The organism is Pseudomonas sp. GX19020 (genome assembly GCF_023371075.1).
Taxonomy (GTDB): Bacteria; Pseudomonadota; Alphaproteobacteria; order Rhodobacterales; family Rhodobacteraceae; genus Pseudogemmobacter.
In genome coordinates this window covers 416,825-443,801 of record NZ_JAMCCR010000002.1, presented here as the reverse complement: position 1 = coordinate 443,801, position 26,977 = coordinate 416,825, and the positions used below count along the sequence as shown (strand labels likewise).

The following is a 26,977-nucleotide window of genomic DNA, read 5'->3' as shown; positions in this document are numbered from 1 at the left end:
CCGCTTTGGCACTGGCCCTCTGATGCCGCGCCTGCCGCTTCTCTCAGACATCACTTTCCCGGGAACCAAAACATGAGCCAAAGCCTGGAAACCGCAGCCGCGCCGCGCAGTGAAAGCCGTCGCAGGATCTGGATCGCCGGCGCGATTGTTCTGGCCGTAATCGCGGCAATCGCGCTCGACACCAGGGTGGTAAGGGTCGGATCCGAATCTGATACTCGCCAGCAGGCTTTCGCACCCGACACTTACGGTCAGGCCGAATTTCCCCGCATCAAAGATGTCGTGATCGCGAAAGCGGTGGATGTGGTGACGCTGGCCCAGGCTGTCCAGGCCGATAAGGCGGCGGCAGCGAAGGAATATGGCACCCCGGCGACCACCGGGACAGTGATGATGGTGAAATTCACCGGCGTCGCGGGCGAGGCGAAATCGGGCGTCTATGAAATGGCGATTGACGGGATGCCGGAAGGGATCAGCGTCCGGCTTCAGACCGGGCCTGCGATCAACGGCACCGACCTGCGTGACGCGCCCGGCGATATCGAATTCGGCGCCTTCAAGAACCAGATCGAATATCAGGATGCCGGTTCGGCGATCAACCGCGCCATGAAAGCCGCCGTCCTGGACGGGATCGATACCACGAACCTGACCGGCAAGACGCTTGAGGTCACCGGCGCCTTCACCCTGATCAATGCCAAAATGTGGCGCATCACCCCCGTCAGCGTGACGGTGCAGTGATGAGCACTGAAACAGCCAGATTCGACACTGCCGAAGTGGTGCTCGCCGCGCGTAATGTGGCGAAATCTTACGGCGCAGTTCATGCGCTGAAAGGCGTGAATTTCGACATTCATCGCGGCCAGGTCACCACGCTTTTCGGCGAAAACGGTGCCGGCAAATCGACGCTGATGAAGATCCTTTCGGGCGTGATCCAGCCAACCTCGGGCGAGATCATCCTGGATGGCCAGCCGGTCCATTTCCAGAATTCGACCCATGCCCGCGATCTGGGCATCTCGATCATCCACCAGGAGCTGAGCCTCGCGCCCAATCTTTCCGTGCGCGACAACATCTTCATGGGTCGTGAGATCAAAGGCCCGATGGGCGTCGATTTCGCCGAGGAAGAACGCCAGGCCCGTAAGCTGATGCAGGATCTGGAGCAGGATATCGACCCGCTCACCCCGGTCGAAGACCTGCGCCTTGGTCAGCAACAGATCGTGGAAATCGCCCGCGCGCTGTCTGTCGACAGCCGTATCCTGATCATGGACGAGCCGACTTCGGCGCTTTCCGCGACCGAGGTCGAGGTTTTGTTCAAGGTGATCAATGACCTGACCTCCAAGGGCGTGTCGATCGTCTATATCTCGCACCACCTGGAAGAGGCGCTGCTGATCACCGATCACGCCGTGGTTTTGCGCGATGGCGCTATGACCGCCTGGGCGCCGCGCGCTGACATCGATCTGAACTGGATCGTGCGCAATATGGTGGGCGAGAATTACAATCTCGGCACGCCGCCGGACGGGTATGAATTCGGCCAGACCGCGCTTGCCGTTAAAAACATGGTCGTCCCCGATCCGGGCGGCAATGCCTATAACGTGGTCGACAACCTCTCGCTCGAGGTGAAGGCCGGCGAAGTCGTCTGTATCTACGGGCTGATGGGCGCCGGGCGGTCAGAGCTGATGGAGACACTGGCCGGGCGGCTGCACGCGGCCTCGGGCAGGATCGAGCTGAAAGGCGAAGAGATCTCGCATCTTTCCATCGCGCAGCGGATCGGGCGCGGGCTTGCGCTGGTGCCGGAAGACCGGCAGCGCGACGGGCTGGTGCAGACGATGTCGGTGGGGCAGAACCTGTCGCTCGCCTCGATCACCGCCTTTACCCGCGGGCTTTTCACCTCGCGAAGGGCAGAAAAGGCGCTGATCGCCGATTCGATCAAACGCGTTACCGTCAAGACCTCCGGGCCGGACGCCGCGATTGGCTCGCTTTCGGGCGGCAACCAGCAAAAGGTGGTCATTGGCAAGATGATGGCGACCAATCCGCAGGTTATCTTGCTGGACGAGCCGTCGCGCGGGATCGATATCGGCGCCAAGGCCGAGGTGTTCCGCCTGCTCGCCGATGGCGCGAAACGGGGCCTCGCCGTGGTCTATACGACATCGGAAGTCAGCGAATGCCTGTCGATCGCGCATCGCATCATCGTCATGCACAAGGGCCGGATCACGGCTGAATTCGGCGCAGACGCCACCAAAGAAATGATCATGGCCGCCTCTGGCGAACAGCACGCGGCTTAAGAGCGAAGTTCGGGGAAAACAGAACAATGTCCGACACCACCAAACCCGCCACCGCCACCAGGAGCGAAGGTTTCAGCCTGCTGAAGCTTCTGCTTGAAGGCCGGGCTTTCTTCGCTCTGATCGTGATTGTCGCGGTCTTTTCATATCTCTCACCGAATTACTTCACGACTTCGAACTTCCTGATCATGGCCAGCCAGGTCGCGATTTTCGGACTGCTGGCCATCGGCATGCTGCTGGTGATCCTGAACGGCGGCATCGATCTGTCGGTCGGCTCGATCCTCGCGCTGTGCGGCGTAATCGGCGGCGCGCTGATGCAGGGCGTCGAGATCGACGCGCTTGGCGTGATCCTCTATCCGCCGGTCTGGGCGGTTGTGGTGATCACCCTGGTCGTGGGCGCGCTGGTCGGCGCGGTCAATGGCGTGCTGGTTGCCTACCTGAAGGTTCCTGCCTTTGTCGCCACGCTGGGCGTGATGTATGTGGCGCGGGGCGTCGCCCTTCTGATGACCAATGGCCTGACCTATAACCGCCTCGCAGGCTCGCCCGATCTGGGCAATACCGGCTTCAAATGGCTGGGATCCGAGCGGATCGCCGGCGTGCCGATCTCGGTTCTGGTGCTGGCTTTCTGCGCGATCATCGCCTGGCTGGTGCTCAGCCGCACCGCTTTTGGCCGCTGGCTCTATGCCTCGGGCGGCAATGAGCGCGCGGCGGAACTGTCGGGCGTGCCGGTGAAATTCGTCAAGGTCACCGTCTATACGCTGTCGGGGATGCTTTCGGCGGTGGCGGGTCTGGTCCTGTCGTCGCAGCTGACCTCGGCCGGCCCGACCGCAGGCACGACTTACGAGCTGACCGCGATTGCCGCGGTGGTGATCGGGGGCGCCGCCCTGACCGGCGGGCGCGGCACCGTGCTCGGCACCATGCTCGGCGCTTTCGTGATCGGCTTCCTGTCGGCGGGCCTCGTGATCACCGGCGTCTCGTCCTACTGGCAAACCGTTTTCACCGGCGGCGTGATCGTGCTCGCCGTGCTGATGAACTCGATCCAGACCGGCAAAGGCGGGAGGAAAGCCTGAGCCTGATCTCCTTCGCCCCGGGCGCATGGCATTTTCCCGCGCCCGGGGCAAAGACCGCAAGACCGCATGCAACCCCTGGGAGGATTACACATGCTTAAACTGACCCGCCGCGCGCTGATGGGTGCTGCCGCCGCTCTGCCGATGATGGCTTTCGCCGCATCGGCCGAAGGCCTGATCACCATCATCGTCAATGACCCGGCGAACCCCTATTGGTTCACCGAGGGCGAAGTCGCCAAAGCGACCGCAGAAGAGCTTGGCTACACCGCCAATGTCTCCTCGCATAAAGGCGACACCAATACCGAGAGCACCCTCGTCGACACCGCCATCACCAATAAGTCGGTCGCAATCATCCTCGACCCGGCCAATGCCGATGGCTCGATCGGTGCGGTTCAGAAAGCCGTCGATGCCGGCATTCCGGTCTTCCTCGTGAATGCCGAGATCAACCAGGAAGGTCTGGCCAAGGGTCAGCTCGTCTCGAATAACGCTCAGGGCGCAGCTCTGGGTGCCCAGCAATGGGTCGAGGCCGTTGGCGACGCGGGCAAGTTTGTTGAACTGTTCGGCAACCCGGCTGACAACAATGCCGCGACCCGTTCGAACGGCTATGAAACCGTCATCACCCAATATCCGGATCTGGTGAAAGCCGGTCAGGAAGTGGCAAACTGGGATCGCACCCAGGGCTACCAGAAGACCCAGTCGCTCCTGCAGGCGAACCCGGATGTCATCGGCCTGATCGCCGGCAATGACGAAATGGCTCTGGGCGCGATTGCCGCGCTGAAAGAGGCCGGCAAGCTGGCTCAGGTCAAAGTCGGTGGCTTCGACGGCTCGCCCGACGCGGTCGAGGCAATTAAGGCCGGTGAGCTGCAATACACCGTTCTCCAGCCGGTCGCGATCTTCTCGCGCGAAGCTGTGGTTCAGGCCGACAAGTTCATCAAAACCGGCGAAACCGGCGCGGCATCGGAAAAGCAGCTGTTTGACTGCCTGCTGATCACCGCGGACAATGTCGACAAATACACCGCTCCCTTCGTTCTGTCGGAGTGAGCCCCGGTGCGGGCCGGTCCCCGGCCCGCCGCTTTTACCTTCTGCCGGTGCCGGATTGTTCCGGCCCGGCTTTCCCTCCGCTGAACATCGCCGTCGTTTGCCTTTCGGGTAAAATGCAGTAACCGGCTGGCGGGAGGCCCAAATGTCCGAGCAAAAATACTGGTCAGATCCGCTGCAGGATTCGCGCCCTGATCTTCTGGGCGGAGATGCGATTCCGTCTGACAGCCGCCATGCCCGCCAGATCGCGCGGCGCCAGCTGATCGCGGAGACGGTGATCGCCGAGGGCTCGATGCGGATCGAGGATCTGACCTCGCGTTTCGGGATCAGCCTGATGACGGCACATCGCGATCTTGATGACCTCGCCGGGCGCGGGCTTTTGCGCAAGATGCGCGGCGTGGTCTCGGCTGCACCGACAAGCCTGATCGAGGCCTCAGATCTGTGGCGCACTTCCCGTCAGGGCGCCGAGAAACGCGCCATCGCCGCCATGGCCGCAGCGGAGCTGGAGCCGGGTCAGGCCGCGTTCTTCGATGACAGCACCACCGTGTTCGAGATGGTGCCGCATCTGACCACCCGCGTGCCGCTGACCGCGATCACCAATTCACTGACGCTGATGAATGCGCTGCGCTCAACGCCGCATATCACCCTGCTCGGCCTGGGCGGGCAGTTGCACAACTGGTGCAACGCCTTTCTCGGGCCGGTGACCGCGACCAGCATCCGCGCACTCCGCGCCGATCTCGCCTTCATGTCCACCGCCGCGATCACCGATGGCCAGGCCTTTCACCAAAGCCCCGAGATGACCGAGATCAAGCGCGCCATGCTCAATTGCGCTGATCGCCGCATCCTGCTGGCCGATCATTCCAAATTTACCCGCCGGGCGCTGCATTCCATGGCCGCCTTGCGGGACTTCGACCTGGTGATCGTGGATGACGGGCTGGACCCGGCGCTTGCCAGCCAGCTCCTGCGTGAGGGGGTGCGGTTGAAACTCGCGCCGCTCGCGGGGGATGATCCGGCAATGTAACATCACTTGATGTTATATTAACATCATGAGATGGTGCATTCCGTAGGGCCGCCCATGTTGCGCGGTCGGGAGATCTGTTTCATGGCTGATCACGGTCCCTGCCTTCTCGGCATCGACAATGGGCTGACAGTGACCAAAGCGGTCGTGTTTGACGCCATGGGCAACCCGCTTGCTGTGGCGCGGCGGCGTCTGCCGCAACTGATGCCCCGCCCCCGCCATGTCGAACGCGATATGAACCAGCTCTGGGCCGCGACGGCCGAGGCGATTTCCGAGGCGCTCGCGCTCTCGGGCCGCGCCGGTGATATAGCGGCGGTGGCGGCAACGGCGCATGGCGACGGGCTTTATCTTCTCGACCGCGATGGTGCGGCGCTTGGGCCCGGGGTCTTGTCCCTCGACAGCCGCGCGGCGGATCAGGTGGCAGCATGGGAGGCGAATGGCATCTCTGCCCGTGCGCTGGAGCTGTCGGGCCAGATGCCGCATGCCTCGGCGCCGACTGCGCTTCTGGCCTGGCTCCAGGCGTATGAGCCGGAACGGTTCGCGAAGATCGGTCATATCCTCGCCTGCAAAGACTGGCTGCGCTATTGCCTTTCGGGCGTGATCGGCACCGATCTGACCGAGGCGAGCACCTGTTTCACCAATGTTCACAGCCAGGATTATGACCCTGAAATCCTGAGGCTTTTCGGGCTTGAGGCATTGTCACACGCGCTGCCGCCGGTCGCGCTGCCCGATCAGATCATAGGCCAGGTCACCGCTGCCGCCGCCAGGCTGACGGGGCTGCGCGAGGGCACGCCTGTTGTTGCCGGGCTGCATGATGTGACCGCCTCGGCGCTTGGAATTGGCGGGCATGGTGCGGGACGCGTCGCGATTGTTGCCGGCACCTATTCGATCAATGAAACCGTCTCGAACACGGCCAAAACCGATGCGCGCTGGTTCTGTCGCAACGGGCTGCGGAAAGGCGAATGGAACAATATGTCGATCTCGCCGGCCTCGGCGGCGAATTACGACTGGTTCCTTGATACGCTTTGCGGCGGTGACCGGGCAAAGGCCGAGGCAGGCGGCGAGAGCTTTCACGCGCTGATCACGCCCGAGATCGAAGCCGCGTTCCAGCGCCCTTCGACCCTGATGTTCCACCCCTATCTCTTCGGCAGCCCCCATGGTGCAGGCGCTTCGGCCAGTTTCCTCGGGCTGCGCGGCTGGCATGACCGCGGCGATATGCTGCGTGCTGTGATCGAGGGGATCGCTTTCAACCACCGCATCCATGTCGATGCTTTGCGCGATGGGTTTCAGCCGGAAACCGCGCTGCTGACCGGGGGCATTTCACGCAATCCGCTTTTCGCCCAGGTCTTCGCGGATGTTCTGGGCCTGCCAGTCACGGTGACGGCGACCGAGGAACCCGCCGCCTGGGCGGCAGCGCTTTGCGCAGGCTCGGGCGTGGGGCTTTTTGACAGCCCGACCGCCGATCCGCGTGACCTTGCAGCGCTTGGCAAGACCTGGGCGCCCGATCCGGCCCGCAGCGCCCGGATGGACGCGCGCTACCGGCTGCATTGCGATCTTGCCGCCTCGCTCGCGCCGCTCTGGCCGCAGCTGGAAGCGCTGGCATGAGCAGCGCCGCCGGAAAACCGGGGCGTCGCGACGAGATCGCCGCACTGGTGATCGAGAAAGGCGAGGTCCGGATCGACGATCTGGTCCAGGCCTTCGGCGTCTCGCGCATGACGATCCACCGCCATATCGAAGACCTCGCGCGGCAGGGGGTTCTGCGCAAACTGCATGGCGCGGTCTCGGCCCAGCCTTCGGGCGTCTATGAAAGCCTGATCGCCTGGCGCGAGACCCATGCCGCCGGCGCCAAGGCCGCGCTGGCCCGCGCGGCTCTGGCGGAAATCCAGCCGGGCCAGGCGGTGATCCTTGACGACAGCACCACGGTCGCCGCGCTTGGCCCCCATCTGGGCCAGATCGACCCGCTGACGGTGATCACCAACAGCCTTGGCATGATGCAGCGCCTTTCTGGCCCCGAGGGGCCGCAACTGATCGCTTTGGGCGGCGATTATCACCCGACCTATAACGCCTTTATCGGCCATCTGTGTGAGACCGCGCTGGCCGGGCTGCATGTCAATCTCGCGATCTGTTCTGCCTCGGGCGTTTCGGGGGCCACGGCGCTGATCCAGGACGCGCGGGCGGTGCGCGTCAAGCAGGCGATGCTGAAAGCGGCGTCGCGGCGCGTCCTGCTTCTTGACCATACCAAATTCGGCAAACTGGCGCTGCACCGCTTTGCCGATCTTACCGAATTCGATGCGGTCTATGTGGATCGCGGCCTTCCCGATGCTACGGAACGCGATTTACGTGCGGCGGGTGTTCCCCTGATCCTGGTGGATGAGAATGAGTGATATACAAGATATTGACGTGCTGATCCTCGGCGCCGGGGTCAATGGCGCCGGTACCTTCCGCGACCTCGCGGAACAGGGGCTGAGCGTGGTGATCGCGGATAAGGGCGATTTCAGTTCGGGCACCTCGGCGGCGCCGTCGCGGCTGATCCATGGCGGTATCAAATACCTTGAGACGGGTGAATTCGGCCTGGTCGCGCAATCAACGCTGGAGCGCAACCTGCTGCTCAGGAACGCGCCACATGCAGTGCATCCGCTGCATACGGTGATCCCGATCTTTTCTTGGTTCAAAGGCATTCCGGCGGCGATCCGGACACTGTTCGGATCGACCACCGCGCCCCGGTCGCGGGGGGCGGTGCTGATGAAGATCGGCCTCAGCCTCTATGACTTCTATGGCGCGAAGCGCCGGGTGATGCCGAAACACAGCCTCTGGTCGAAAAAGCGCGCGCTGAAGGAGGTCCCGCCGCTGACGCCGAAGATCGTTGCGGCCGGCACCTATTATGACGCGACGGTGCGGATGCCAGAACGCCTGGTGCTGGAACTGCTGATGGATGGCAAGCGCGCCAATCCGAATGCCGAGGTGCTGAACTACGCGACCGGTCTTGCCACTGAGGGCGATGTAATCCGCCTTACCGCAGCGGACGGCACCGCGCGCGCCTTCCGCCCCAGGATCGTGCTGAACGCAGGCGGGCCCTGGATCGACCGGGTCAATGCCCAGCTGGGGCTGAGCACAAAACTGATCGGCGGCACCAAAGGCTCGCATATCCTGCTGGATCATCCCGGAGTCATTGCCGCGCTGAACGGCCGGATGATCTATTTCGAGGCCGATGACGGGCGGATCTGCCTTGTCTTCGACTATCTTGGCCGGGCGCTGGTGGGGTCGACCGATATCCGCGCGGCGGATCCGGATGATGTGCGCTGCGAAGAGGATGAGATCGACTATTTCATGCAGGCGATTGCTTCGCTGCTGCCAGGGCTGAGTTTCTCGAAGGATCAGATCGTCTATGCCTATGCCGGGATCCGGCCGCTGCCGGCCTCGGATGCGGCGAATCCCGGGTTGATCAGCCGCGATCATTCGGCGCCGGTGATCGAAGCCGAAGGCGCGCGGACCTGGCCGGTGATTTCGCTTGTGGGCGGCAAATGGACCACTTTCCGGGGCTTTTCGGAAGAAGTGGCCGATGTGGTGCTGAAACGGCTCGGGCAGCCGCGAAAAGTGTCAACGCAGGATCTCGCCATTGGTGGCGGGCGCGACTATCCGGCGGATCAACCGGCCTGGGTGGCGCAGGTCGCAAGCGAGACCGGTGCCGGCCAGGGCAGGGTGAAGGCGCTGTTCGCGCGGTATGGCACAACGGCGCGCGCGGTGGCAAAGGCCGAAGGGTCGCGCCCGATCACGCTTTCGGATGCGCCGGATTATTCCCTGCAGGAACTGGGCTGGATCATCCGCAACGAACAGGTCGTGCATCTGGATGACCTGGTCAAACGCCGCACGGCGCTGTCGGTGACCGGTGTGCTGACCGATGCCAGTCTTGAACAGGCGGCGGGCGTGGCTGCCGCCGCGCTCAACTGGGATGAGGCGCGGCGGGCCATGGAAGTTGAGCGGGCGCGGGAGGATCTTAAATCCCGCAACCGCCTGCGGCTGAAATGATCAGCCGTTGATTTTGGCTTCGAGGTCGCGCATCGCCTTGACGGCTTCTGCGGCCTCGGCGCCTTTCTTGACGAAATGCGCGTGGTAAAAGCCTTCCAGCACTTCGACCGGCTGGAAGTTATGCGGCGTCAGCGAGACGGAATAGACCGGCACTTCGGTCTCAAGCCCGACTTGCACCAGGCCGTCCACCACCGCACCAGCGACGAAGTCATGGCGGTAGATGCCGCCATCGACAACCAGGGCCGCAACCACGATGCCTTCATATTTGCCGGTTTTCGCGAGCTTTTTCGCCACCAGCGGCGCCTCGAGCGCGCCGGGCACGTCAAAGACGTCGATCCCGGTGCCGGGCAGCACTTTCTCCGCACGCTCGGTAAAGCCTTTCAGCGCCTGATCGACGATTTCAGAATGCCAGCGGGCACGGATGAACGCGATGCGCGGGGATTTAGAGGAGGAGTTATCAGTCATTTCGGAACCTATCCGTTGAGTTAACGTCTTCGGCCCCAGAGCATTGCCCGCCTGACAGACCGGCGAAGCCGGGTTTCCCATCAGACAGGTTCTCTTTCATCCGGACTATACCGTCGGCCCCGGAATTTCACCGGATCTGCTGACCCTCTCCCACCGGGAGAAGCGCTCGCGGGCTATAACCGCCGGTGGGGAATCTCACCCCGCCCTGAGAACTCCTAAGGGCTAACATGAGAGAAAATATGAAATCAAGGCCCGGCCGCGCATTGCCGCTCTTGTGATCCTCACAAGAACAAATAAGCATTGCCGCCGAAGACCCGGGAAAGCGGTCGGTCCGATACAGCTATGTCAGATTGACCACTCGGACCGGAAAGTTCAGTTAAACACGGTTCAAGACCGGAATAGTGCCGGCATCCGACAGAACCGCGCCAGCAGGAGTAACCGATGATCAAGCGGCTCATAATTGCAGTCATTCTTTTGGGAATAGTCGTCGGCGGAATCGTCTGGTTCAAGTTCTTTCGTGACGAGATGATTGCGCAATTCCTCGGGGGGATGGTGCCGCCGCCGGTCGCGGTCAATGCCGAACCGGTGCAGCCGGTGACATGGGAGCCGGGCATCGACGCCATCGGCACTTCGCTGTCGCGCCAGGGGGTCGATCTGGCAATTGAGAGCGGTGGTCTGATCCGCGCGGTGCAATTTGCCGCCAATGACAAGGTCACCGAAGGTCAGATGATGATCCTGATCGACGATGACAGCGAGAAGGCGCAGCTCGGATCTGCCGAGGCGGCGCTCAAAGTCGCCCGCGCCGAGGAAAGCCGCGCCCGCACCCTGTCGGATCGCGGTGTCGGTGCCGCGACCACGCTGGAAAGCGCCGAGGCCCAGGTCGAAAGTGCTGCGGCGCAGGTGGCGATTGCGCAGACTGCGCTTGATCGCAAAACCCTGAAAGCGCCCTTTGCCGGGGTGATCGGCATCCCGCGGGTCGAGGTCGGGCAATATGTCTCGGCCGGCGAAATCTATGCGACGCTGCAGGATCTCAGCCGGATGCGGGTCGATTTCTCGGTTCCTGAACAACAGCTTGCCGTTCTGAAGATGGGCGGTGCGGTGACTGTCACCTCAGAGGTCGGCGATTTTTCCGCCACCGGCACCATCACCGGGATCGAGCCGCGCGTTGACCCGAATACCCGCATGGTTTCGGTCCGGGCCGAGGTCGAAAACCTCTCGGGCGGGCTGGTTCCGGGACAGTTCCTGCGCGTACGCATCACGCTTCCGAAAGAGGAAGGCGTGATCGCGGTGCCGCAAACGGCGGTCAGCTCTTCGCTTTATGGCGATACGATCTATGTGATCCAGGGCGGCGAGACGGCAGAAGAGCAGAAAGTCGAGCAGGTCTTCGTGAAGCTTGGTCGCCGCGCCGGCGGCCGGATCGAGGTCACCGAAGGGATCAAGGCGGGAGACCTGATCGTGACCTCGGGTCAGAATCGTCTGACCTCGGGCGCGCGGGTCAGGGTCGACAATTCGGTCGATCTGATGCCCAAAGCCGAAACCCAGGCTGAATAAGGGGAAACGGATGCATTTTTCTGAGATCTTCATCCGACGCCCGGTCCTTTCGACGGTCCTTGGCGCCCTGATCCTGTTTATCGGCCTCGCTTCGGTGGTGAACCTGCCGGTGCGCCAATATCCCGAGGTCGAGGAATCGGTCATCACCATCAGCACCGTCTATGCCGGTGCCGATGCCGAACTGATCCAGGGCTTTATCACTTCGCCCATCGCCTCGGCGGTCTCGACCACCGAGAATGTGGATTACATCACCAGCGCCTCGCGGCAGTCGGTCTCCACCGTCACAGTGCAGATGAAACTGGGCGCCGACCCGGATATCGCGCTGACCGAGGTCATGTCCAAGGTCAACCAGGTCCGCGGCAATCTTCCTTCCGACGCCGATGATCCGGTGATCCTGAAAGGCACCGGCCAGACCTTCGCGCTGATGTATCTTGCGGCGCAGAACCCGAATATGTCGCCCGAACAGCTGAATGAATATCTGGAACGCGTGATCAGCCCCAGGGTGACCAATATCCAGGGCGTGGCTCAGATGGATATTCTGGGCGGCCAGGAATTCACCATGCGGGTCTGGCTTGATCCGCTGAAACTCTCGTCGCGCGGCGTGACGGCGGCCGAGGTGCTTGGGGCGATCAGATCATCGAACTTCCTCTCGGCACCGGGCAAGACCGAGAACGAATATTTCGTTTATTCGCTGACGCTTGCCTCGACGCTGCAGGACGCCGAAGCCTTTGGCGAGCTGCCGCTGGTATCGGGTGAGAATGGCGTTGTGAAGCTGCGCGATGTCGCGCGGATCGAACTGGCCTCGGGCGAGCCGGAAGGGATCGTGACCTTCAAGGGCCAGCCCGGCACCTTTATCGGCATCATTCCTGCACCGGGCGAGAACCAGCTCGATGTGGCCTCGAACGTGCTCGAGGCGCTGCCAGAGCTGCAGGCCACGCTGCCCCGAGGCATGGAAATCACCATGGTCTATGACAGCACCGAGACCATCGCCGCCTCGATTTCCGAAGTGTTCAAGACCATCGCCGAGGCGGTCGCCATCGTGGTGGTGGTGATCTTGCTGTTCCTCGGGTCGTTCCGCTCGGTGCTGATGCCGATCGTCACCATTCCCCTGTCACTGATCGGGGTCTGCGCGATCATGCTGGCGCTTGGCTATTCGATCAACCTGCTGACGCTTCTGGCAATGGTGCTGGCAATCGGCCTTGTGGTGGATGACGCTATCGTCGTGGTGGAAAACATCCACCGTCACATCGACGAGGGTCTGTCGCCACCCAAAGCTGCAATTCTGGGGATGAAAGAGATCACCGGCCCGGTGATCGCGATGACGATCACGCTTGCCGCCGTGCTGGCGCCGCTGGCCTTTACCGGCGGTCTGACCGGGTCGCTGTTCACCGAATTCGCACTGACACTCGCCGGATCGGTGATCATTTCGGGGGTCATCGCGCTGACCATCACCCCCGCGATGTCGGCGCGTCTGCTGACCCATGGCGAGCCGGGGCGCTTTCAGAGGATCGTCGACAAGACGCTGAACGGGCTTGCGAACTGGTATGAGCGGCGCATCTCTTCGTCGCTGGATTACCGGCCCGTGACACTTCTGATGGTGGTCTCGTTGCTGGGCGCGACGGGCTTCATGCTGATGAACACCTCGTCGGAACTGGCGCCCGAAGAAGACCAGGGCGCGCTGTTCGCGCTGATGAATGCGCCGCGCTACGCGACGCTGGATTACACCCAGGCCTTTGCCACGGAGATCACCAACCGCACAAAAGATATCGAAGAGGTCGAGACCTATTTCTCGGTCGCCGGGATGGGGACGCCGAATACCGGTTTCTATATCTGGGCGCTGAAGGACTGGGCCAATCGCGGTCGCAGCCAGGAAGAGATCAAACAGCAGATCCAGGGCGTTCTCGACAATGCGCCGGGGATGCAGAGCTTCGTCTTTGCACCGCCCTCGCTGCCCGGCGCAGGGGGTGGGCTGCCGATCTCGATGGTGATCCAGTCGATCCACGCCCCCGAACGCGTGGTCGAAGTCGCGGATGAGATCTACCAGAAGGCAATGGCCAGCGGCCTCTTCATCGTCGTGCAGAACTCGATGTCGTTTGACGCACCCCAGGTGCGGGTGACGATTGACCGTGACCGCGCAGCCAATCTTGGCGTTTCGGTCTCGGATATCGGCACCACCCTGGGCCTCCTGGTCGGCGGTGGCGCAGTGGCGCAGTTTGACCGCGATTCGAACAGCTATGATATCGTGACCCAGGTCCCGTCTGAATGGCGCGACAACCCCGAGCGGCTGAACGATTTCTTCGTACGGTCTTCTTCGGGCGCGATGCTGCCTTTGTCTGCGGTGATCAATCTTGCCCCGGGTGTCGCCGCCTCGTCGATCGAGCAGTTCAACCAGCTTAACTCGGCCACGCTGTCGGCTATGGCTATGCCGGGCATTGCCAGCGGAACGGCGCTGGCAAAGCTTGAGGAGATTGCCGCAGAAGTACTGCCGGATGGCTTTTTCATCGACTATTCCGGCCAGTCGCGTCTGGAAAAGACCGAAGGCAACACGATCATGCTGGCGTTCGGAGCGGCAATCATCGTGATCTATCTGGTTCTGGCCGCGCAGTTCGAAAGCTTCCGCGATCCCTTCATCATCATGATGTCGGTGCCGCTGTCGATTTTCGGCGCGCTCCTGCCGCTGTATATGGGGGCGAGCACGCTCAACATCTACACCCAGGTGGGTCTGATCACACTGATAGGTCTGATAACAAAACACGGGATCCTGATGGTGGAATTTGCCAATCAGCAGCGTGAAGATCACGGGCTTTCGCGGCGCGCGGCGATTGTCGCGGCGGCGAAAACCCGTCTGCGCCCGATCCTGATGACCACGGCGGCCATGGCGCTGGCCGTGGTGCCGCTGATCATCGCGGAAGGCGCGGGGGCCGCGGCACGGCAGGCAATGGGTCTGGTGATCTTCACCGGCCTTCTGATCGGGACGCTCTTCACCCTCTTCGTGGTGCCGATGTTCTACACGCTGATCTCGCGTTCGGACGCGGCTTACGCCCTGCACAAACGGCAGGTGGAGCAGCAATTCGGGTCCACCCCGGCACATTGAGCCGGCAAAACACACCGGAAAGGAGGGCTCCGGCCCTCCTTTTTCTTTTCGCGCTCCCATGCCGGTGGCGTGGTTTCTCCGCCCGATGGCTATAAAATCTTCACATTTTTCATGGAAGCTCGCCGCCAGGATCATGGCCCTGGCGCCATTCCGCCTGCAAATCCGCCTGTTTCTGGCAGAAGTGCTTGCGGCTGGCGCCGACATGAAGAAAACTTACGCTGCACCGGGGCGTGCGCGACGGCGGGATAATCGCCCGCTCGCAGCTCCGGACCGGCAATTATGGGAACACGGGTGAAACTCGGTCACGTCACAGCGCGGCAGACGCGCAGGTCAGTCGGCATATCATGCCGCGCCCCCGCCAGATCGCGGGGCACCTGCAACACGGGTGCCACCGGCGCAGGCCGTGGCACCTCTTCTGCCGAACCGGCCGCCGCGCCGGGCCCCTCGGATGAGGGCTCAGGCAGTATAGGGCGAAGTCTCGACGCCCAGCCCCCCGCGCCCCGACGAAGGGAAACCTTCGCAAGAAGGCCCCTCTTACTGCTGATCCCCCTGCCCTGCCTTTCTGCGGGCACTCTCATCAATCTTTACCACAACCGCGCCGGGATGATCCCTGCGCGGCTTTCTCACTTCGGAGCCAAGCCTCGTGTTATTTGAATGGATGTCTGACCCGGCCGCCTGGGCCGGCCTCGCGACACTGATCGTTCTTGAGATCGTCCTGGGGATCGACAACCTCGTCTTCATTGCTGTCCTGGCGGATAAACTGCCGCCGCATCAGCGCGACAAGGCCCGTATCATCGGCCTGTCCCTGGCATTGGGCATGCGTTTTGTGCTGCTGGCCTCGATCGCCTGGATCGTGACGCTGCAATCGAACCTGTTCACCATATTCGGACACGGTTTCTCGGGGCGCGATCTCATCCTGATCTTTGGCGGCCTGTTCCTGCTGTTCAAAGGCACGATGGAGCTGCATGAGCGGCTGGAGGGGCATTCCGGCCGAAAAGAGGGTTCTGTCGTCCAGGTCGCCTTCTGGCAGGTCCTTTTGCAGATCGTGGTGCTGGATGCGGTGTTTTCGCTGGATTCGGTGATCACCGCCGTCGGCATGGTTCAGCATCTTTCCATCATGTATATCGCCGTGCTCGTCGCGATGGCGGTCATGCTTCTGATGTCGAAGACGCTGATGAATTTCGTCTCGAAACACCCGACCGTGGTCATCCTCTGCCTTGGCTTCCTGATGATGATCGGTTTCTCGCTGATCGTTGAGGGCTTCGGCTTCCACATCCCGAAAGGCTATCTCTACGCCGCCATCGGGTTCTCGGTTGGCATCGAGGCGCTGAACCAGATCGGACGGGCGAACCGCGAACGCTACATCACCTCGGGCGACCTGCGTGACCGCACCGCCGAGGCCGTGTTGCGGCTTCTGGGCGGGCGCAAGGGCGAGGATCTGGGCGGCACTGCGGATGTGATCGCCGACCGCGCGGCCGAGCAGGCGCTGTTCGCGCAGGAAGAGAAAGAGATGATCCAGGGTGTTCTGGGTCTCACCGACCGGCCTGCGACCTCGGTGATGACACCGAGGAATGAGATCGACTGGATTGATCTTGATTCCGACGAGGCGAAGATCCGCGAACAGATCCTTGATCAGAAGCATGCCCGCTTTCTGATCGCGCGTGGCAGCCTGGATGAGTTTTCCGGCGTGGCGCTGGCGCGTGATCTGATGCGCGATCTGCTGACGGATGGTCATATCAGTGTCGAGCGTTCGGTGCGCGAGCCGCTGGTGCTGCATGAAAGCGTCTCGGTGCTGCGCCTGATGGAGCAGCTGCGCCGCGCCCCGGTGCAGCTTGCGGTGATCGTTGACGAATTCGGCTCGCTCGAAGGGATCGTCACCCCGACCGATGTGCTGGAGGCGATTGCCGGCGACTTCCCCGACGAGGATGAAGAGCCCCTGACCGAGGAACGCGCCGAGGATGGGTCCTGGCTGGTCGATGGCTGGATGGATGTCCGCCGCGCCTCGCAGCTTTTCGAGGCCGATCTTGAGGATGAAACCGAACGCTATTCGACCCTCGCCGGCTATATCCTCTGGCGGCATGGAAATATGCCGGTGGAAGGAGAAAAGCTGGAATTCGACGGGCTGGAATTCGAGATCGTCGCGATGAACGGCCGCGCCATAGACAAGGTCCGCGTCCGCCGGTCTGAAACGGTGTGAGCATGTCTGTAAGAGTTTAACAAAAACAGAGGCTTAATTTTCTTGGTGGAAGGAAGAGCTGCGGTCACAGTGAGGGATAGTGCACCGATGGCCGCAGCTCTTCCGGACAATGCCACCCGAAATGATCCGTTTTCCACATATTGGCGCCCTGTATCGCTGGCTTGCCGATACCACCGGCAGCGTGACGATCTTTTTCGTGGTGATCTTTCCGATCCTGATGCTGATCGGTGGCCTGGCGACAGACGCCGTGCGGCTCAATGCCCAGAAACGCTATACCCAGTCTCAGGCTGATCTTGCCGCTCAAAGCGCGGCGCGGTTCCTGCCCGATCCGGTGAAGGTGCGCGCCACCGCACGCAAGGTGGTGGCTGCGAATACGCTCTATGGCGAGATCCAGTTGCAGAATTCGGATATCCTGCTCGGCAGCTACAGCGCGCAAGGCGGGTTTGTGCCACATGCGAACCAGGCCAATCCGACCGGCGCCAGCGCGGTGATGGTAAAGGTGCCCTCGCGTTACCATCCGCTGCTTCTTGGCCCGGTCATGCGCGATGAGAATGTGGTGATCAGGCGCTCGGCCGTGGCGGGGCAACAGACTGTGGTGGTCTTCACGCTGCGCAACCGCCTGCTCGGAGTAAACACCCGCAAAGCGATCCTCGATCCCGTGCTCTCGGGCCTTGGGATCGGGCTGAACGTGTCGGTTCTCAGCTATGAAGGGCTGGCGAATACCAGGGTCAAAGTCGAGGATCTTCTGTCACTGGTCTCGCTTGGCCTCGCAACCGAGGTCTTCACCTTCAACGATGTGCTGCATCTGCCCCTGAGCGCGCCGCGCCTTTTTGCCGGGCTTGTACAGACCGGAGGTCTGCCGGCGGGCGCCCTGCCTGCGGCGGCGCGTGGCGGCCAGCCGGTTACCCTGGCCGAGGTGATGAACATGTCGCCGAGCCTGCTGAACGCCAGGATCGGGGATGTGCTGCCCGATGTAACGGTGAATTCCTTCGATCTGGTGATGGCCTTCCTTGGTCTTGCCGCCGATCCCAAAGAGAGGCTGGATATCGGCACCGGGCTCAATCTCGGGCCGCTGGCCAATGTCGGGCTGAAGATCGGCCTGGTGCGCCCGCCGGCGATCGGCATTGGCCGCATCGGCGACACGCTGCCGCCGCGTGCGTCGGTGGCGCAGGTCGATGTGGCGCTTGGCGCAGATACGATCAATGCAGGCAATACCGCACTCTTGCGGGTCGCTCTGAATGTCGCCGTGGGAACAGCAGATGCCACCGCGCTCAGCCTCAATTGCGGTGCGAGCCAACCCTCGGATCAGCTCGCACTCTTCCGGGCCGAGACCGCGCCGGTCGAGCTGGCACTGAGGGTCGGTCTTCTCGATTCCCGTGCCAATGTCGCGCCCGCCGATATGAACCGTGTCAGGCTGGCGCGCGGGGTTAAGGATGTACCAATCCGCCTTGACCAGTTCCGCAAGCCGGTGCCGGTGCGCAACCCGCTGACCCTTCCCCGCCAGGTCGCCGATGTCAGCACTTTCCTCGATTCGGTCCGAAACGATCTGCAGGCCCAGGTGAATGCCAGGGCCTGCGAGGGAGGGCTGTTGTCCCTGCTCTCCTGCCCGCTGTTTACGGTGGTGAATGCGGCGGTCGCCGCGCTGCTATCGGTGCTCAGCGGGCTGATCAGCAGCATTTCCTCGCTCCTCGCCTCGCTGGGGGTGGATGCCATCGTGCAGGCTTTGCTGGATCTGCTGGGGATCAGCGTGGCCCAGGCAGATCTTATCCTCGACGACTACAGCTGCAGCACATCTGTCCTGCAATAAGCGGGGAACGGCCAGCACCAGGCTGCGGGCCGCCCCCTGCCCTCTTCCGCCACGGGCCCCGAAACCCGCCGGCCGGCCGCCTCGCGTTGATTTCCTGCAAAGACCAGGGAATGCCCCTTGCAAAACCCCTGCTCTGGCGCTATCCCGCCCCAATGGTCGGAGCGTAGCGCAGCCTGGTAGCGCACCTGCTTCGGGAGCAGGGGGTCGGAGGTTCGAATCCTCTCGCTCCGACCAATTTCCCGAATGATAGCTGTGGAGTTCAGTGAACTTCACCTTTACGGCACAGAAACCTTCCTTTCGCTCTGCTCTCGCCACTCACATAGGCCACTCGGCATGGCGTAGGTGAGATGTAGATATCATTGGTGGACTTGGAGGCCTATCGGCCGCGAACTCCACGAAAACCGCAGAAACGATGAGGTCCGCCGACTTCCCTGAGAGTTCAGAAAATCGACTTGGTCTGCTGTTGATGAATCTTGAGATTCATGGCTGCACTGGTATGGCAGAGGCCAATTGGCTTTGCGACCTGGGCATGGCTGCGCCGTCAAGTGTGGTCAGGCTGGGCGCCCATAGTAAGCCGCTTGTTTTCGAAGCAATCGAACTGGAACTGTCAGCGATACTTGAAACCGGAAAAATCCTGGCAGCCCGGGCGGTACGGCATCCGTTCATCGCCTACACTTTTGCGCGGATGGAGGAAAACCAGTTTGCGGACGATGGCCAAGTGGTTTTCAGCGTATTCTCCTACCTCATCAGCACTCCGCGCAGGGGCCTTTTCACACCGATGGTGCGAACTGCGGTTCACCGTCCAGCTCCAGCTAGTGGCCGACAGGGCGGAAAGGGGCCAGCGGCGGAACTGGCGGCAGACCGATGACCATTTGCCGAACTCTTCGGCAGGTTGCGCCACGGCGCACCGGTTCTTGTGTCGCGCTGTGCCTCGAACCAGTGGCGGCTTGCGCTCCGCCAGAAAATGCCAGCCAAAACGAGACGATGATCCGCACGCTTCCGCCCATTCGGGTGTCGGACGGCACGAATGAAGCCCTCGAAAAATGCCCCCTCACCGTCGGATATCAGGTTGCCGCCAAGCCCGTCTCCTAAGCAGAGATGAGCTTGAAACATAGGACACCTGCCAACAGAATCCCTTTTGTCAAAACGGCCTGATCCCCGGATCGCGCGCCTAGCCGCCGCTGGTCGCTCGCAGGCCGCGGCGGGTTTCGTCGGTCGACAGTTCACTGTTGAGTTTCTGGAATTGCCGCCGCGCCTCGGCGCGATCCCCGAGGTTCAGCCAGGAATAGGCCCGCAGCATAGCAAGGTCGCGGCGCAGACCGCCACCCAGCTGTTCAAGCGCGTCAAAATAGGCGATCGCCTGTTTGTAGCGCTTGTTCTTATAGGCATTCACGCCCCGCTGATCGAGGATCTGGCGCTCAATATCAAGCCGCTGTTTATGGGTAAAATCGGTCGATGCCGCGATGCGTGAGGCTTCCTCGGGCATTTGCATTTTCAGATGGGCCAGCGCCAGGCCATAGCCAGCATCCCGGCGCTGTTCCGCATTAAGCCCGGCCTTCAGCGCCGCTTTGAAGCTCTGCACTGCCTCCATCGGCTGGTTGAGATTATAGGCGCACCAGCCGCGCTGATAGATCACCGAAGTCACGCGTGAGCCGGAGGAAAGCGCAAGGCAGCGCGGCCAGTCCCCTGCCGCCACGGCAGCCTGAAAGCCGCTGCCGCCGGACCCGCCCTGAACAGCGGGCGCTTTGGCAACCGGTCGCGCCGGTACCGCTTCGCCAGAGGATGCCGGGGCCGGTGTTGCTTTCGGCGTCTTTCCGGCCGCGGGCGGCTCCACGGGCGCGGTCACCACGCCGGCGGGCGCGGCTATGTCATGGCCACGCCCGGCAAGCAACCGGCTGCGCAACGTCTGCAATTCCGGATCTATCGCGGGCAGGCGCTGGCCCACCTGCGACAGGAGGGCGAGGATCTCGGCCTCGCTTGCAACCGCATCGGCCTTTTCCAGCGTTGCGATCAGATCCGCCGTCACGACGCAGGTTCCCGCCACAGAACGATAGGTGCCAAACGCATCCGCCGCCCGCCCTGCTGCCGCCTGGGCCTCGGCAATGCGCCAGGCGTTGTTGATCCGGTTACAGCGCAAAAGTCCCGGCACCGACGAAGCCACCGAAATCGCCTGGCTGAGATTTCCCGCCGCCAGCGCAGCGTCAAACCGCATCTGACCATCCGCAGTCGCCAGCAGATCGGTCATCGCGGCAGGCGGCTCCCAGGACGGAAATTCCGCGCGTGTCGCGGCAATCAGCGCGCGGGCCTGGTCGATCTGCCCCGCCGCGATCAGGCGAAACATGTCATCAATCTCGGTCGAGGGGCCGGTCACCGTCAGCCTGCTCAAATCCGCAGGCGGTTTCCAGGCCGGGTATTTCAACTGCAACCGGCGCAGTTCGGCCTCGGTCGAAGCCTGATCCTTTTGCTGCACGTAAAAGCTGAGCGCCAGCAGTTCATCAGGGGCGGGCGCAGAAACCTCCTGGGCCGCAGCCGGGCCGGCTGCCGTCAGCAAAAGGGCGCAAAGCAGAAGGGAACGCATCATATCGGCACACATCTTTGAAAGCTGGAGGCCTGGACGACCAGCGCCATCAGATGCAGCGTGGCCGGATAATAGGGCTGATCGTCGGTAAAGCCGGGCATCACCGACCCGACCGCATTGCTGGTGACGCAATCGGCCAGCGCGCCGAGGGCCGCATAGCCGGGATGGGCGCTGCGTTCAAAAACGCCAGTGCCGACGGTGTCGAAAACCGTGGCAACGCCGCCAACATCCCCCGCCGCTGCCATCCGCGATGCATAGGCACGCACCGCCGGGCTTTGCGCCTGATCCGACCAGAGCGCGAAAAGCGGAATCCGCACGGCCTCGTAGCCGGAAACGCCGGAAAAGGGTTGCGGCGCCGGGGCCAAGCCCTGAGGCGTCACCATGACCCAATCCGGCACCGGGCCGCGCGCGGCCAGCGCCGCGATCAGCGTGTCTCCATCCGTGGCCAGCCGGGCAAGATCGGGCAGCGAGGCAAGGGCCGCGAGGTCGCGCAGCGCCCGCGCCATATAATAGGAAGGGTTGACGACTATCCCTTCATCGCGCCGGAAACCGTTGGTTCCTGGCAAGAGGATCAGCCTGCCGGACCCGTCCGGACAGGGCGCGATGCAGCGCCGCGCCAGATCACTTGCAATGGCCACCGCACGCGCAAGCCGGGCCTTGCCGTCGCTCAGCGGTGCCGCAAGGCTCAGCCCCCAGGCGTAGAAGAGATCGCCGTCACTTGCATTGTTGCGATCCGTGACATGCGGAGTGGCGTCGGGCCGCCAGCGCCAGGCCAGCAGCTCATCCTCGCGGATGGCGAGATTGGTTTCGGTCCAGCGGATGATCTGCGTCACCGCCGCATCATCGCCGAACAGCGCGGCAAGGGTCAGCCCATAGCCCTGGCCTTCGGAATGGCTGGCATCGCCCTGAAAACCGTCCACCACGCGACCGTCCGGCGCAAGGCAGAGGGCTTTCCACGCCCGCCAGCTTTCCTGCAACGGATGATCCGGTGCAAAGGGGCTGACACTGGCCATGGCGGCATGAGGTACAAATGGCATCGCAAGCGCTGCCCCCATTCCCGCCCCTAAGCCGGCGCCCAGAAAGGATCTGCGGTTCATCGCTCTTCCCGCCCCCGTCGGCTCAACAACACATAAAGCAAGGCCGGAATCGCCGAGAGAAGCGTCAGCCCCAGCATCGCAAGCGTGAACAGAAGCGGCGACCAGGAGGCGTAATTGCCCAGAGCCGTCCGCATCCCGGCTGCATCCGGCACGGTCAGCATGCGCGGCGGGCGGATCGGGGTCCAGACCTGCCAGCTGCCATCCGCCTGGAGCAAAGCGGCCTCTCCCTGGGCCATCGACGCCACACGCAGACGGTTCAGCGCCTCGCCGATCGCCTCGGGGGCCACGCCCGGGCCCAGCATCAGCCAGAGCTCACCACGTTCGTTGAAATCGGGGCGCAGCAACAGGGCCTGGCCCCGGCGCCCCTCCAGCCAGTCCGGCAGGCTCTGCGAAGTGCCGACGAAAGAGCTTTCACGCAACAGCCTGTATTCGTGCGCAAGCAGGGCAGAGGGCGAAAAACTCTGCCAGAGATCCCGGATAAAGCCCCCGACTGCGGCAGGATCCTCCGGCTGCCCGGGCGCCTCGGGATCCGCATCTTCGACGAGGGTGAAGGCAGAGGTACTGGTCGCGCGACTACCGGTTGCGGGCGTTGCGCCAGGGGCCGGCTCTGCGGCAACCTGCGGCGGATCGTTCAGCGGAAAGAGCACACGCTGCACGGTGCTCAGGCTGAGATCGGTCTTCTCGAAAGGCACCAGTCCGAAATCGCTTAACCCGACGACCTGCAGCCTGACCGTGCCGGACATTTCTGTCGCAGGGGCGAGTTCGGCCGCGATCCGCATAGCATCCTGTGCGAGTTTTTTAGATTCGATGGCACCCTCAGGCGCGATCACCCCCGACGGGTCCAGCCGCAACAATACGGCGGCAAGCCCCGGGAGCAGCATCGAAGGCGAGGGTGGGATGGTCAGACTGCTGTCGTTCAACACGGCCAGGAGATCCGCGCGGCGGACCGGGCAGGCACCGTCCGGCGGATTGCCGGGCACCATCATTTCAAAGGACAGCGTGTTGCGGCCCGGATGCAGCAGATTGGCGTTGAAGCTTACGGGCAGCACCGGCAGCACCTCGCCGCCATTCTGGTCAAGCGGCAAAAGCCGGATGGTCTCGTCATTGACCTTCACCAGCAGGATCGCACCTTGCGGCAGATTGCGGGCGAACCCGTAATGCAGATCAAGGCGGGCCTTCTGATTGGCCATCAGCAACCAGTCTGCGGGCAGCGAAAACGAAAGATCGCGTCGGAAATAATGTGTATTTCCAATCACATCTCCGATTCCCAGATCGGACAGAAAGGTCTTTTCCCCCGGCCTGATTGCAGGCGCGCTTTCAGGCAGCGCCGGTGGGAAGGCCGCCAGGAAGGGGGTCAGATCGGGCAGGGTACCGTCCTGATATTCCACCTGAAGCACCAGCCCGCGCCCTGCCCCGCGCCGCACCAGCGCGTTCGGCCGGTCCGAGCGGATCAGGGCCACAGTGGCGATTTCGCGGGTCTCGAAACCGTAGAACGAGGCCTGGGCGACGCGCCCGCCCGGCCCGAGCGCCCGGCCAAGCTGTTCCGACAGGCTGCGGATCAGCGCGGGATCGGTTGACTCATCGGCCAGCAAAGCGAGGTCACGCCCGCCGGCGGTCTCGCTTTGCGCGGCCAGCGCGAAGCCCGCCGCATCCGCAGGCAGAGCGCTGTCATCAATCAGGACACCGCTATTGGTCAGGTCGATCTCGGTCCAGACCCCGAATGTGGCCTCGGGGCCACAGAAAATCCGGTGCGGCTGCTGCAATGACAGTCTGATGCGGTTGGCGCCATGGATCAGCGCCGCAGTCTCGACCGTAACCCCGGTGAAATCCCCCAGCTGATCAAGTCTGATCCCAACCGGATCTGCATCATTCACCACGATCTGCATCATGGCCTGATCAGGAAGGACATTGACGCTGGAATGCAGGGTAAACTGCAGTGTTTCGGGCAGAACGGTCCCCGCAGGCAGGTCGAGGCGCAGTTCCACCCCGGCGGTTTCGCCGGTCAGGCGGATGATGCCGGGCGCCACAAGGCTCGCCCCCACCTGCACCCCATCGGGCAGGAGGGTCGCAGGCCAGGGCCGGATCAGCCAGCCCGTGCTGGCGGTGGCGCTGCCCGCGCTGCGGTCACGGTCAACCGGTGTCTGGGCAATTACGGCTTCTTCGCCGGGCGCGTCCTCCGGAACCTCTGCCTCTGCTTCGGTTTGCGCCGGTGCAGGCAGGCGGATGATCCCGTCATCCGGCGCATTCGTCTGATCGACGGGCAAGGTTTCGGCCGGAGTTTCGGCGGTGGCTTCGGCGGGGCTTTCCGCAAGAGTGGAAGGCAATGCGATCTGCGGGGTTTCGGCCCTGACCGGGCCAACCGCCGCAAAAAGGGCAAGGGCCAGCGAGGCCAGGATCAGCCTGCCCCCGCCGAAGACTCCTGTGATCAGCGGTGCGGTCATTGCGCTTTCTCCACACCGATAAAGGCCTCGGGGGCGAGCTTTGTCTGATCCAGCCGATATTCCTCCGCATCGAAATCGGCACCGAAGGTGACCAGATGTGCGGGTTTCGGGCTTTGCTTGGCGAAAAGGGCGGCACGGCGACGGCGGCCAGGCTCGCGCAGGAAATCGCCCAGCGTTTTCGGTAAAGAACTGATCGAGAGCCAGATCACATAGCCCAGTCCCATCAGCAGGCCTTTGCCCCGGCGGCTGTTCTGACGGATCGCCAGCCAGTTTTCAGACGAGCCGAACAGGAGCTGCGCCACCGCCTCGCGCACGATCATCGGCTGATCGGGCAGGAATTGCACCCCAACGGCAATGCCGTTTCCGGCCTCGTTGAAAACAGCGCGGACCACGGCACGGACCTCGCGCTCCAGATGCGGCGCATGGGGGAAGCGCGGGCGGAACACGACCTCATCGCCCTTGACCACCATACGGCTGCCGGCGCCCTGCGGCAGCCCGGTGAGCCGCATCTTCAACCCGCTGGTCGAGACGTCAAACACCTCGGTCGGCAGGGCTTTCTCGCCCGAACCCTCCCAGCGAACCGTGCCCTCTTCGCGAATCTCAACGCGCGGCGAGCTGCGGCGCTGCTGTTTCTCGGATACCGCCCGCAACGAGAGGCCGACCAGCAGGAAGTTGATCACCGCCCAGACGCCGACCACGGAAAGCACCGAATGATCCCCCGGGAAGGCGATCCAGCGCACGACAAGCGCGACTAGCCCCGCCAGCATCAGGAAGAACAATCCTACGAGCGGCCCTGCGATGGGCGAGATGTAATCCTCGACCAGGGTCTCATCCTTGGCGGTCACGTTGAATTTCGCGCCGCGCGGCCTGAGGATGGTACTGATGATCGCCTTGGCCAGATAGGGGGCCTGGGCGACCTCATAGACCTCGGAAATCAGCGGCCATCGGTAGCGCGAGAAGATGGCGTTCTGCACCAGAAGGCTCACCGCCATATAGCTCAGCGTATAGGCCATGGCCTCGCGGAAGGTGGTGACGAAGATCTCGACGCCGAAAAACAGATAGGCAAGCGGCGCCAGGAGATAGGTCATGCGCACCAGCGGGAACAGCCAGAAGGCCATCGAATTCAGGTAGCACAGCCGCTGGAACGGCCGCAGCCCCGGGCGGAAGATCGGGTTCTTCAGCATGAACATCTGCATCATGCCCGAAGCCCAGCGGCCGCGCTGCTGGATGAAAGACGCGAAAGTCTCGGGCTGCAGCCCGGCGATCATCGCGCGGTCGAGATAAAGGCTGCGCCAGCCTTTGGAATGGATCTCCAGCGCGGTTTCGGCATCCTCGGTGATGGTCTCACCGGCAAAGCCACCCACCGAATCCAGCGCCTTGCGGCGCAGAACGGCGGCAGAGCCGCAAAAGAAAGCCCCGCCCCAGCGATCAAGCCCGGGATGGATGCGGCCATAGAACATCTCATTCTCGGGCGGGCATTTCAGATCAAGATTGCGCTCGATCGGGTCTTTATTGATGAAAAAATGCGGGGTCTGAACAAGGAAAAGCTTTGGATCCTCGACGAAATAGCCGACCGTGCGGGCCAGAAAATCGCGCGACGGCACGTGGTCAGCGTCAAACACCACCACCAGATCGCCATTCAGCTTTGCCAGCGCCGCGCTCATATTGCCGGCTTTCGCGTGTTCGTTCTTCGCGCGGGTCGAATAGACCACCCCGAGTTCCTCGCAAAGCGCCTGCAATTCGGCGCGCCGCGCCTTTGACTTTGCGGCCAGCTCGGGATCGGGCGAATTGCAGCGCTGATCGGTGCCGCCGTCATCACACAGCACCACCGTGCGCAGCCGCGCCGGGTAGATCATGTTGCGTGCCGCCGACAGGGTCACCGCCAGCATCTCGGTCGGCTCGTTGTAAGACGGCACGAGGATATCGACGCTGGGCAGGTTCTCGGGTTCGACGCGCGGTGGCAAAGCGCGCTCGACCGGATCGGCGGTGATAAAGGCGTTCAGGAAGAAGACAAGGATGGAATAGGTTTCGACCACCAGCAGCGCGATGGCCAGCACGAAGGAGACCGTAAGCCCGGGATCGGGCAGCGTCGAAGTCAGCCGCCAGATCCAGTAGCGCAGCACCAGGACGCTGGCGACGCTCATCATCGCGACGCGGCAGATGATATTCCCGGCAAAGGGCTTGAGCAAAATCACCAGCAGCAACGCGGCCAGACCCAGCATGGCCTGGGCCGCATTCGAAACCGGGATCGAGGCCAGCACCAGAACCGGTGTCATCGCGATCAGCCAGAGCAGCAACAGGACGCCATTGCGGATACGATCAGAGCTCATATGC

The 26,977-nt window shown here is 62.8% G+C and carries 18 protein-coding genes, 1 tRNA gene, 1 pseudogene and 1 riboswitch; of the genes and pseudogenes, 14 read left to right on the top strand and 6 right to left on the bottom strand.

What is annotated here, in order from left to right; translation table 11 throughout:
• Positions 1 to 72: 72 nt before the first annotated feature.
• From M3484_RS06690 to M3484_RS06655, 8 genes are all read left to right on the top strand, one after another.
• Positions 73 to 729, top strand: coding sequence for a DUF2291 family protein (locus tag M3484_RS06690; protein WP_249496264.1), 657 nt, complete (start codon positions 73 to 75; stop codon positions 727 to 729).
• Complete coding sequence (locus tag M3484_RS06685; protein ID WP_249496263.1) at positions 729 to 2,267, top strand: sugar ABC transporter ATP-binding protein; 1,539 nt, start codon at positions 729 to 731, stop codon at positions 2,265 to 2,267. The genes M3484_RS06690 and M3484_RS06685 overlap by 1 nt, the downstream gene beginning before the upstream one ends.
• Positions 2,268 to 2,293: 26 nt before the next feature.
• Complete coding sequence (locus M3484_RS06680; protein ID WP_092900114.1) at positions 2,294 to 3,334, top strand: ABC transporter permease; 1,041 nt, start codon at positions 2,294 to 2,296, stop codon at positions 3,332 to 3,334.
• A 90-nt stretch (positions 3,335 to 3,424) separates the two neighbouring features.
• Positions 3,425 to 4,372, top strand: a complete 948-nt coding sequence (locus M3484_RS06675; protein ID WP_092900116.1) for a D-ribose ABC transporter substrate-binding protein — start codon at positions 3,425 to 3,427, stop codon at positions 4,370 to 4,372.
• 142 nt (positions 4,373 to 4,514) lie between these two features.
• Positions 4,515 to 5,390 carry a DeoR/GlpR family DNA-binding transcription regulator gene (locus tag M3484_RS06670; RefSeq protein WP_249496262.1) on the top strand — a complete coding sequence of 292 codons (876 nt, stop codon included), beginning with the start codon at positions 4,515 to 4,517 and terminating at the stop codon, positions 5,388 to 5,390.
• A gap of 81 nt (positions 5,391 to 5,471) precedes the next feature.
• Complete coding sequence (locus M3484_RS06665; protein ID WP_249496261.1) at positions 5,472 to 6,992, top strand: FGGY-family carbohydrate kinase; 1,521 nt, start codon at positions 5,472 to 5,474, stop codon at positions 6,990 to 6,992.
• Complete coding sequence (locus M3484_RS06660; protein ID WP_249496260.1) at positions 6,989 to 7,771, top strand: DeoR/GlpR family DNA-binding transcription regulator; 783 nt, start codon at positions 6,989 to 6,991, stop codon at positions 7,769 to 7,771. Before M3484_RS06665 ends, M3484_RS06660 begins: the two co-directional genes overlap by 4 nt.
• Entirely contained in the window at positions 7,764 to 9,413 is a 1,650-nt protein-coding gene (locus M3484_RS06655; RefSeq protein WP_249496259.1) for a glycerol-3-phosphate dehydrogenase/oxidase, read from the top strand. Before M3484_RS06660 ends, M3484_RS06655 begins: the two co-directional genes overlap by 8 nt.
• On the opposite strand, the gene M3484_RS06650 is transcribed toward M3484_RS06655, so the two are convergent.
• A complete protein-coding gene (locus M3484_RS06650; RefSeq protein WP_092900124.1) occupies positions 9,414 to 9,878 on the bottom strand; it encodes a 6,7-dimethyl-8-ribityllumazine synthase in 465 nt (154 codons plus the stop codon).
• An 84-nt stretch (positions 9,879 to 9,962) separates the two neighbouring features.
• A riboswitch (FMN riboswitch) is annotated at positions 9,963 to 10,095 on the bottom strand.
• 224 nt (positions 10,096 to 10,319) lie between these two features.
• On the opposite strand from M3484_RS06650, the gene M3484_RS06645 reads away from it, so the two are divergent.
• The 6 genes from M3484_RS06645 to M3484_RS06620 all read left to right on the top strand — a co-directional run bounded on the left by M3484_RS06645 (position 10,320) and on the right by M3484_RS06620 (position 19,395).
• Complete coding sequence (locus M3484_RS06645; RefSeq protein WP_092900126.1) at positions 10,320 to 11,429, top strand: efflux RND transporter periplasmic adaptor subunit; 1,110 nt, start codon at positions 10,320 to 10,322, stop codon at positions 11,427 to 11,429.
• 10 nt (positions 11,430 to 11,439) lie between these two features.
• Positions 11,440 to 14,523 (top strand): efflux RND transporter permease subunit, encoded by a 3,084-nt coding sequence (locus M3484_RS06640; protein ID WP_092900128.1) that lies wholly within the window; start codon positions 11,440 to 11,442, stop codon positions 14,521 to 14,523.
• A gap of 658 nt (positions 14,524 to 15,181) precedes the next feature.
• Positions 15,182 to 16,720 carry a TerC family protein gene (locus M3484_RS06635; RefSeq protein ID WP_171909559.1) on the top strand — a complete coding sequence of 513 codons (1,539 nt, stop codon included), beginning with the start codon at positions 15,182 to 15,184 and terminating at the stop codon, positions 16,718 to 16,720.
• Between the two features lie 121 nt (positions 16,721 to 16,841).
• Entirely contained in the window at positions 16,842 to 18,527 is a 1,686-nt protein-coding gene (locus M3484_RS06630; protein WP_249496258.1) for a pilus assembly protein TadG-related protein, read from the top strand.
• 157 nt (positions 18,528 to 18,684) lie between these two features.
• Positions 18,685 to 18,761, top strand: a tRNA-Pro gene (locus M3484_RS06625).
• A 178-nt stretch (positions 18,762 to 18,939) separates the two neighbouring features.
• On the top strand, positions 18,940 to 19,395 hold the full coding sequence (locus M3484_RS06620; RefSeq protein WP_249496350.1) for a hypothetical protein: 456 nt from the start codon (positions 18,940 to 18,942) through the stop codon (positions 19,393 to 19,395).
• Here M3484_RS06620 and M3484_RS06615 read toward each other — a convergent pair.
• The 5 genes and pseudogenes from M3484_RS06615 to bcsA all read right to left on the bottom strand — a co-directional run.
• Positions 19,351 to 19,640 (bottom strand): annotated as a pseudogene (locus M3484_RS06615) (transposase); the annotation flags it as partial. The gene M3484_RS06620 and the pseudogene M3484_RS06615 sit on opposite strands and share 45 nt — an antisense overlap.
• A gap of 58 nt (positions 19,641 to 19,698) precedes the next feature.
• Positions 19,699 to 21,108, bottom strand: a complete 1,410-nt coding sequence (locus M3484_RS06610) for a hypothetical protein (protein WP_249496257.1) — start codon at positions 21,106 to 21,108, stop codon at positions 19,699 to 19,701.
• Positions 21,105 to 22,142, bottom strand: coding sequence for a family 8 glycosyl hydrolase (locus tag M3484_RS06605; RefSeq protein ID WP_249496256.1), 1,038 nt, complete (start codon positions 22,140 to 22,142; stop codon positions 21,105 to 21,107). The genes M3484_RS06610 and M3484_RS06605 overlap by 4 nt, the downstream gene beginning before the upstream one ends.
• 56 nt (positions 22,143 to 22,198) lie before the next feature.
• Positions 22,199 to 24,643 (bottom strand): cellulose biosynthesis cyclic di-GMP-binding regulatory protein BcsB, encoded by a 2,445-nt coding sequence (locus M3484_RS06600; protein ID WP_249496255.1) that lies wholly within the window; start codon positions 24,641 to 24,643, stop codon positions 22,199 to 22,201.
• Positions 24,640 to 26,973 (bottom strand): UDP-forming cellulose synthase catalytic subunit, encoded by a 2,334-nt coding sequence (gene bcsA / locus M3484_RS06595; protein ID WP_092900143.1) that lies wholly within the window; start codon positions 26,971 to 26,973, stop codon positions 24,640 to 24,642. Before bcsA ends, M3484_RS06600 begins: the two co-directional genes overlap by 4 nt.
• Positions 26,974 to 26,977 lie beyond the last annotated feature (4 nt).

Coding starts and splice junctions, on each gene's coding strand:
- M3484_RS06620 (WP_249496350.1), top strand. CDS start 18,940: ATGAGGTCCGCCGACTTCCCTGAGAGTTCAGAAAATCGACTTGGTCTG.
- M3484_RS06685 (WP_249496263.1), top strand. CDS start 729: ATGAGCACTGAAACAGCCAGATTCGACACTGCCGAAGTGGTGCTCGCC.
- M3484_RS06675 (WP_092900116.1), top strand. CDS start 3,425: ATGCTTAAACTGACCCGCCGCGCGCTGATGGGTGCTGCCGCCGCTCTG.
- M3484_RS06610 (WP_249496257.1), bottom strand. CDS start 21,108: ATGATGCGTTCCCTTCTGCTTTGCGCCCTTTTGCTGACGGCAGCCGGC.
- M3484_RS06670 (WP_249496262.1), top strand. CDS start 4,515: ATGTCCGAGCAAAAATACTGGTCAGATCCGCTGCAGGATTCGCGCCCT.
- M3484_RS06600 (WP_249496255.1), bottom strand. CDS start 24,643: ATGACCGCACCGCTGATCACAGGAGTCTTCGGCGGGGGCAGGCTGATC.
- M3484_RS06655 (WP_249496259.1), top strand. CDS start 7,764: ATGAGTGATATACAAGATATTGACGTGCTGATCCTCGGCGCCGGGGTC.
- M3484_RS06650 (WP_092900124.1), bottom strand. CDS start 9,878: ATGACTGATAACTCCTCCTCTAAATCCCCGCGCATCGCGTTCATCCGT.
- M3484_RS06645 (WP_092900126.1), top strand. CDS start 10,320: ATGATCAAGCGGCTCATAATTGCAGTCATTCTTTTGGGAATAGTCGTC.
- M3484_RS06690 (WP_249496264.1), top strand. CDS start 73: ATGAGCCAAAGCCTGGAAACCGCAGCCGCGCCGCGCAGTGAAAGCCGT.
- M3484_RS06635 (WP_171909559.1), top strand. CDS start 15,182: ATGTCTGACCCGGCCGCCTGGGCCGGCCTCGCGACACTGATCGTTCTT.
- M3484_RS06660 (WP_249496260.1), top strand. CDS start 6,989: ATGAGCAGCGCCGCCGGAAAACCGGGGCGTCGCGACGAGATCGCCGCA.
- M3484_RS06640 (WP_092900128.1), top strand. CDS start 11,440: ATGCATTTTTCTGAGATCTTCATCCGACGCCCGGTCCTTTCGACGGTC.
- M3484_RS06680 (WP_092900114.1), top strand. CDS start 2,294: ATGTCCGACACCACCAAACCCGCCACCGCCACCAGGAGCGAAGGTTTC.
- M3484_RS06605 (WP_249496256.1), bottom strand. CDS start 22,142: ATGCCATTTGTACCTCATGCCGCCATGGCCAGTGTCAGCCCCTTTGCA.
- M3484_RS06630 (WP_249496258.1), top strand. CDS start 16,842: ATGATCCGTTTTCCACATATTGGCGCCCTGTATCGCTGGCTTGCCGAT.
- M3484_RS06665 (WP_249496261.1), top strand. CDS start 5,472: ATGGCTGATCACGGTCCCTGCCTTCTCGGCATCGACAATGGGCTGACA.
- bcsA (WP_092900143.1), bottom strand. CDS start 26,973: ATGAGCTCTGATCGTATCCGCAATGGCGTCCTGTTGCTGCTCTGGCTG.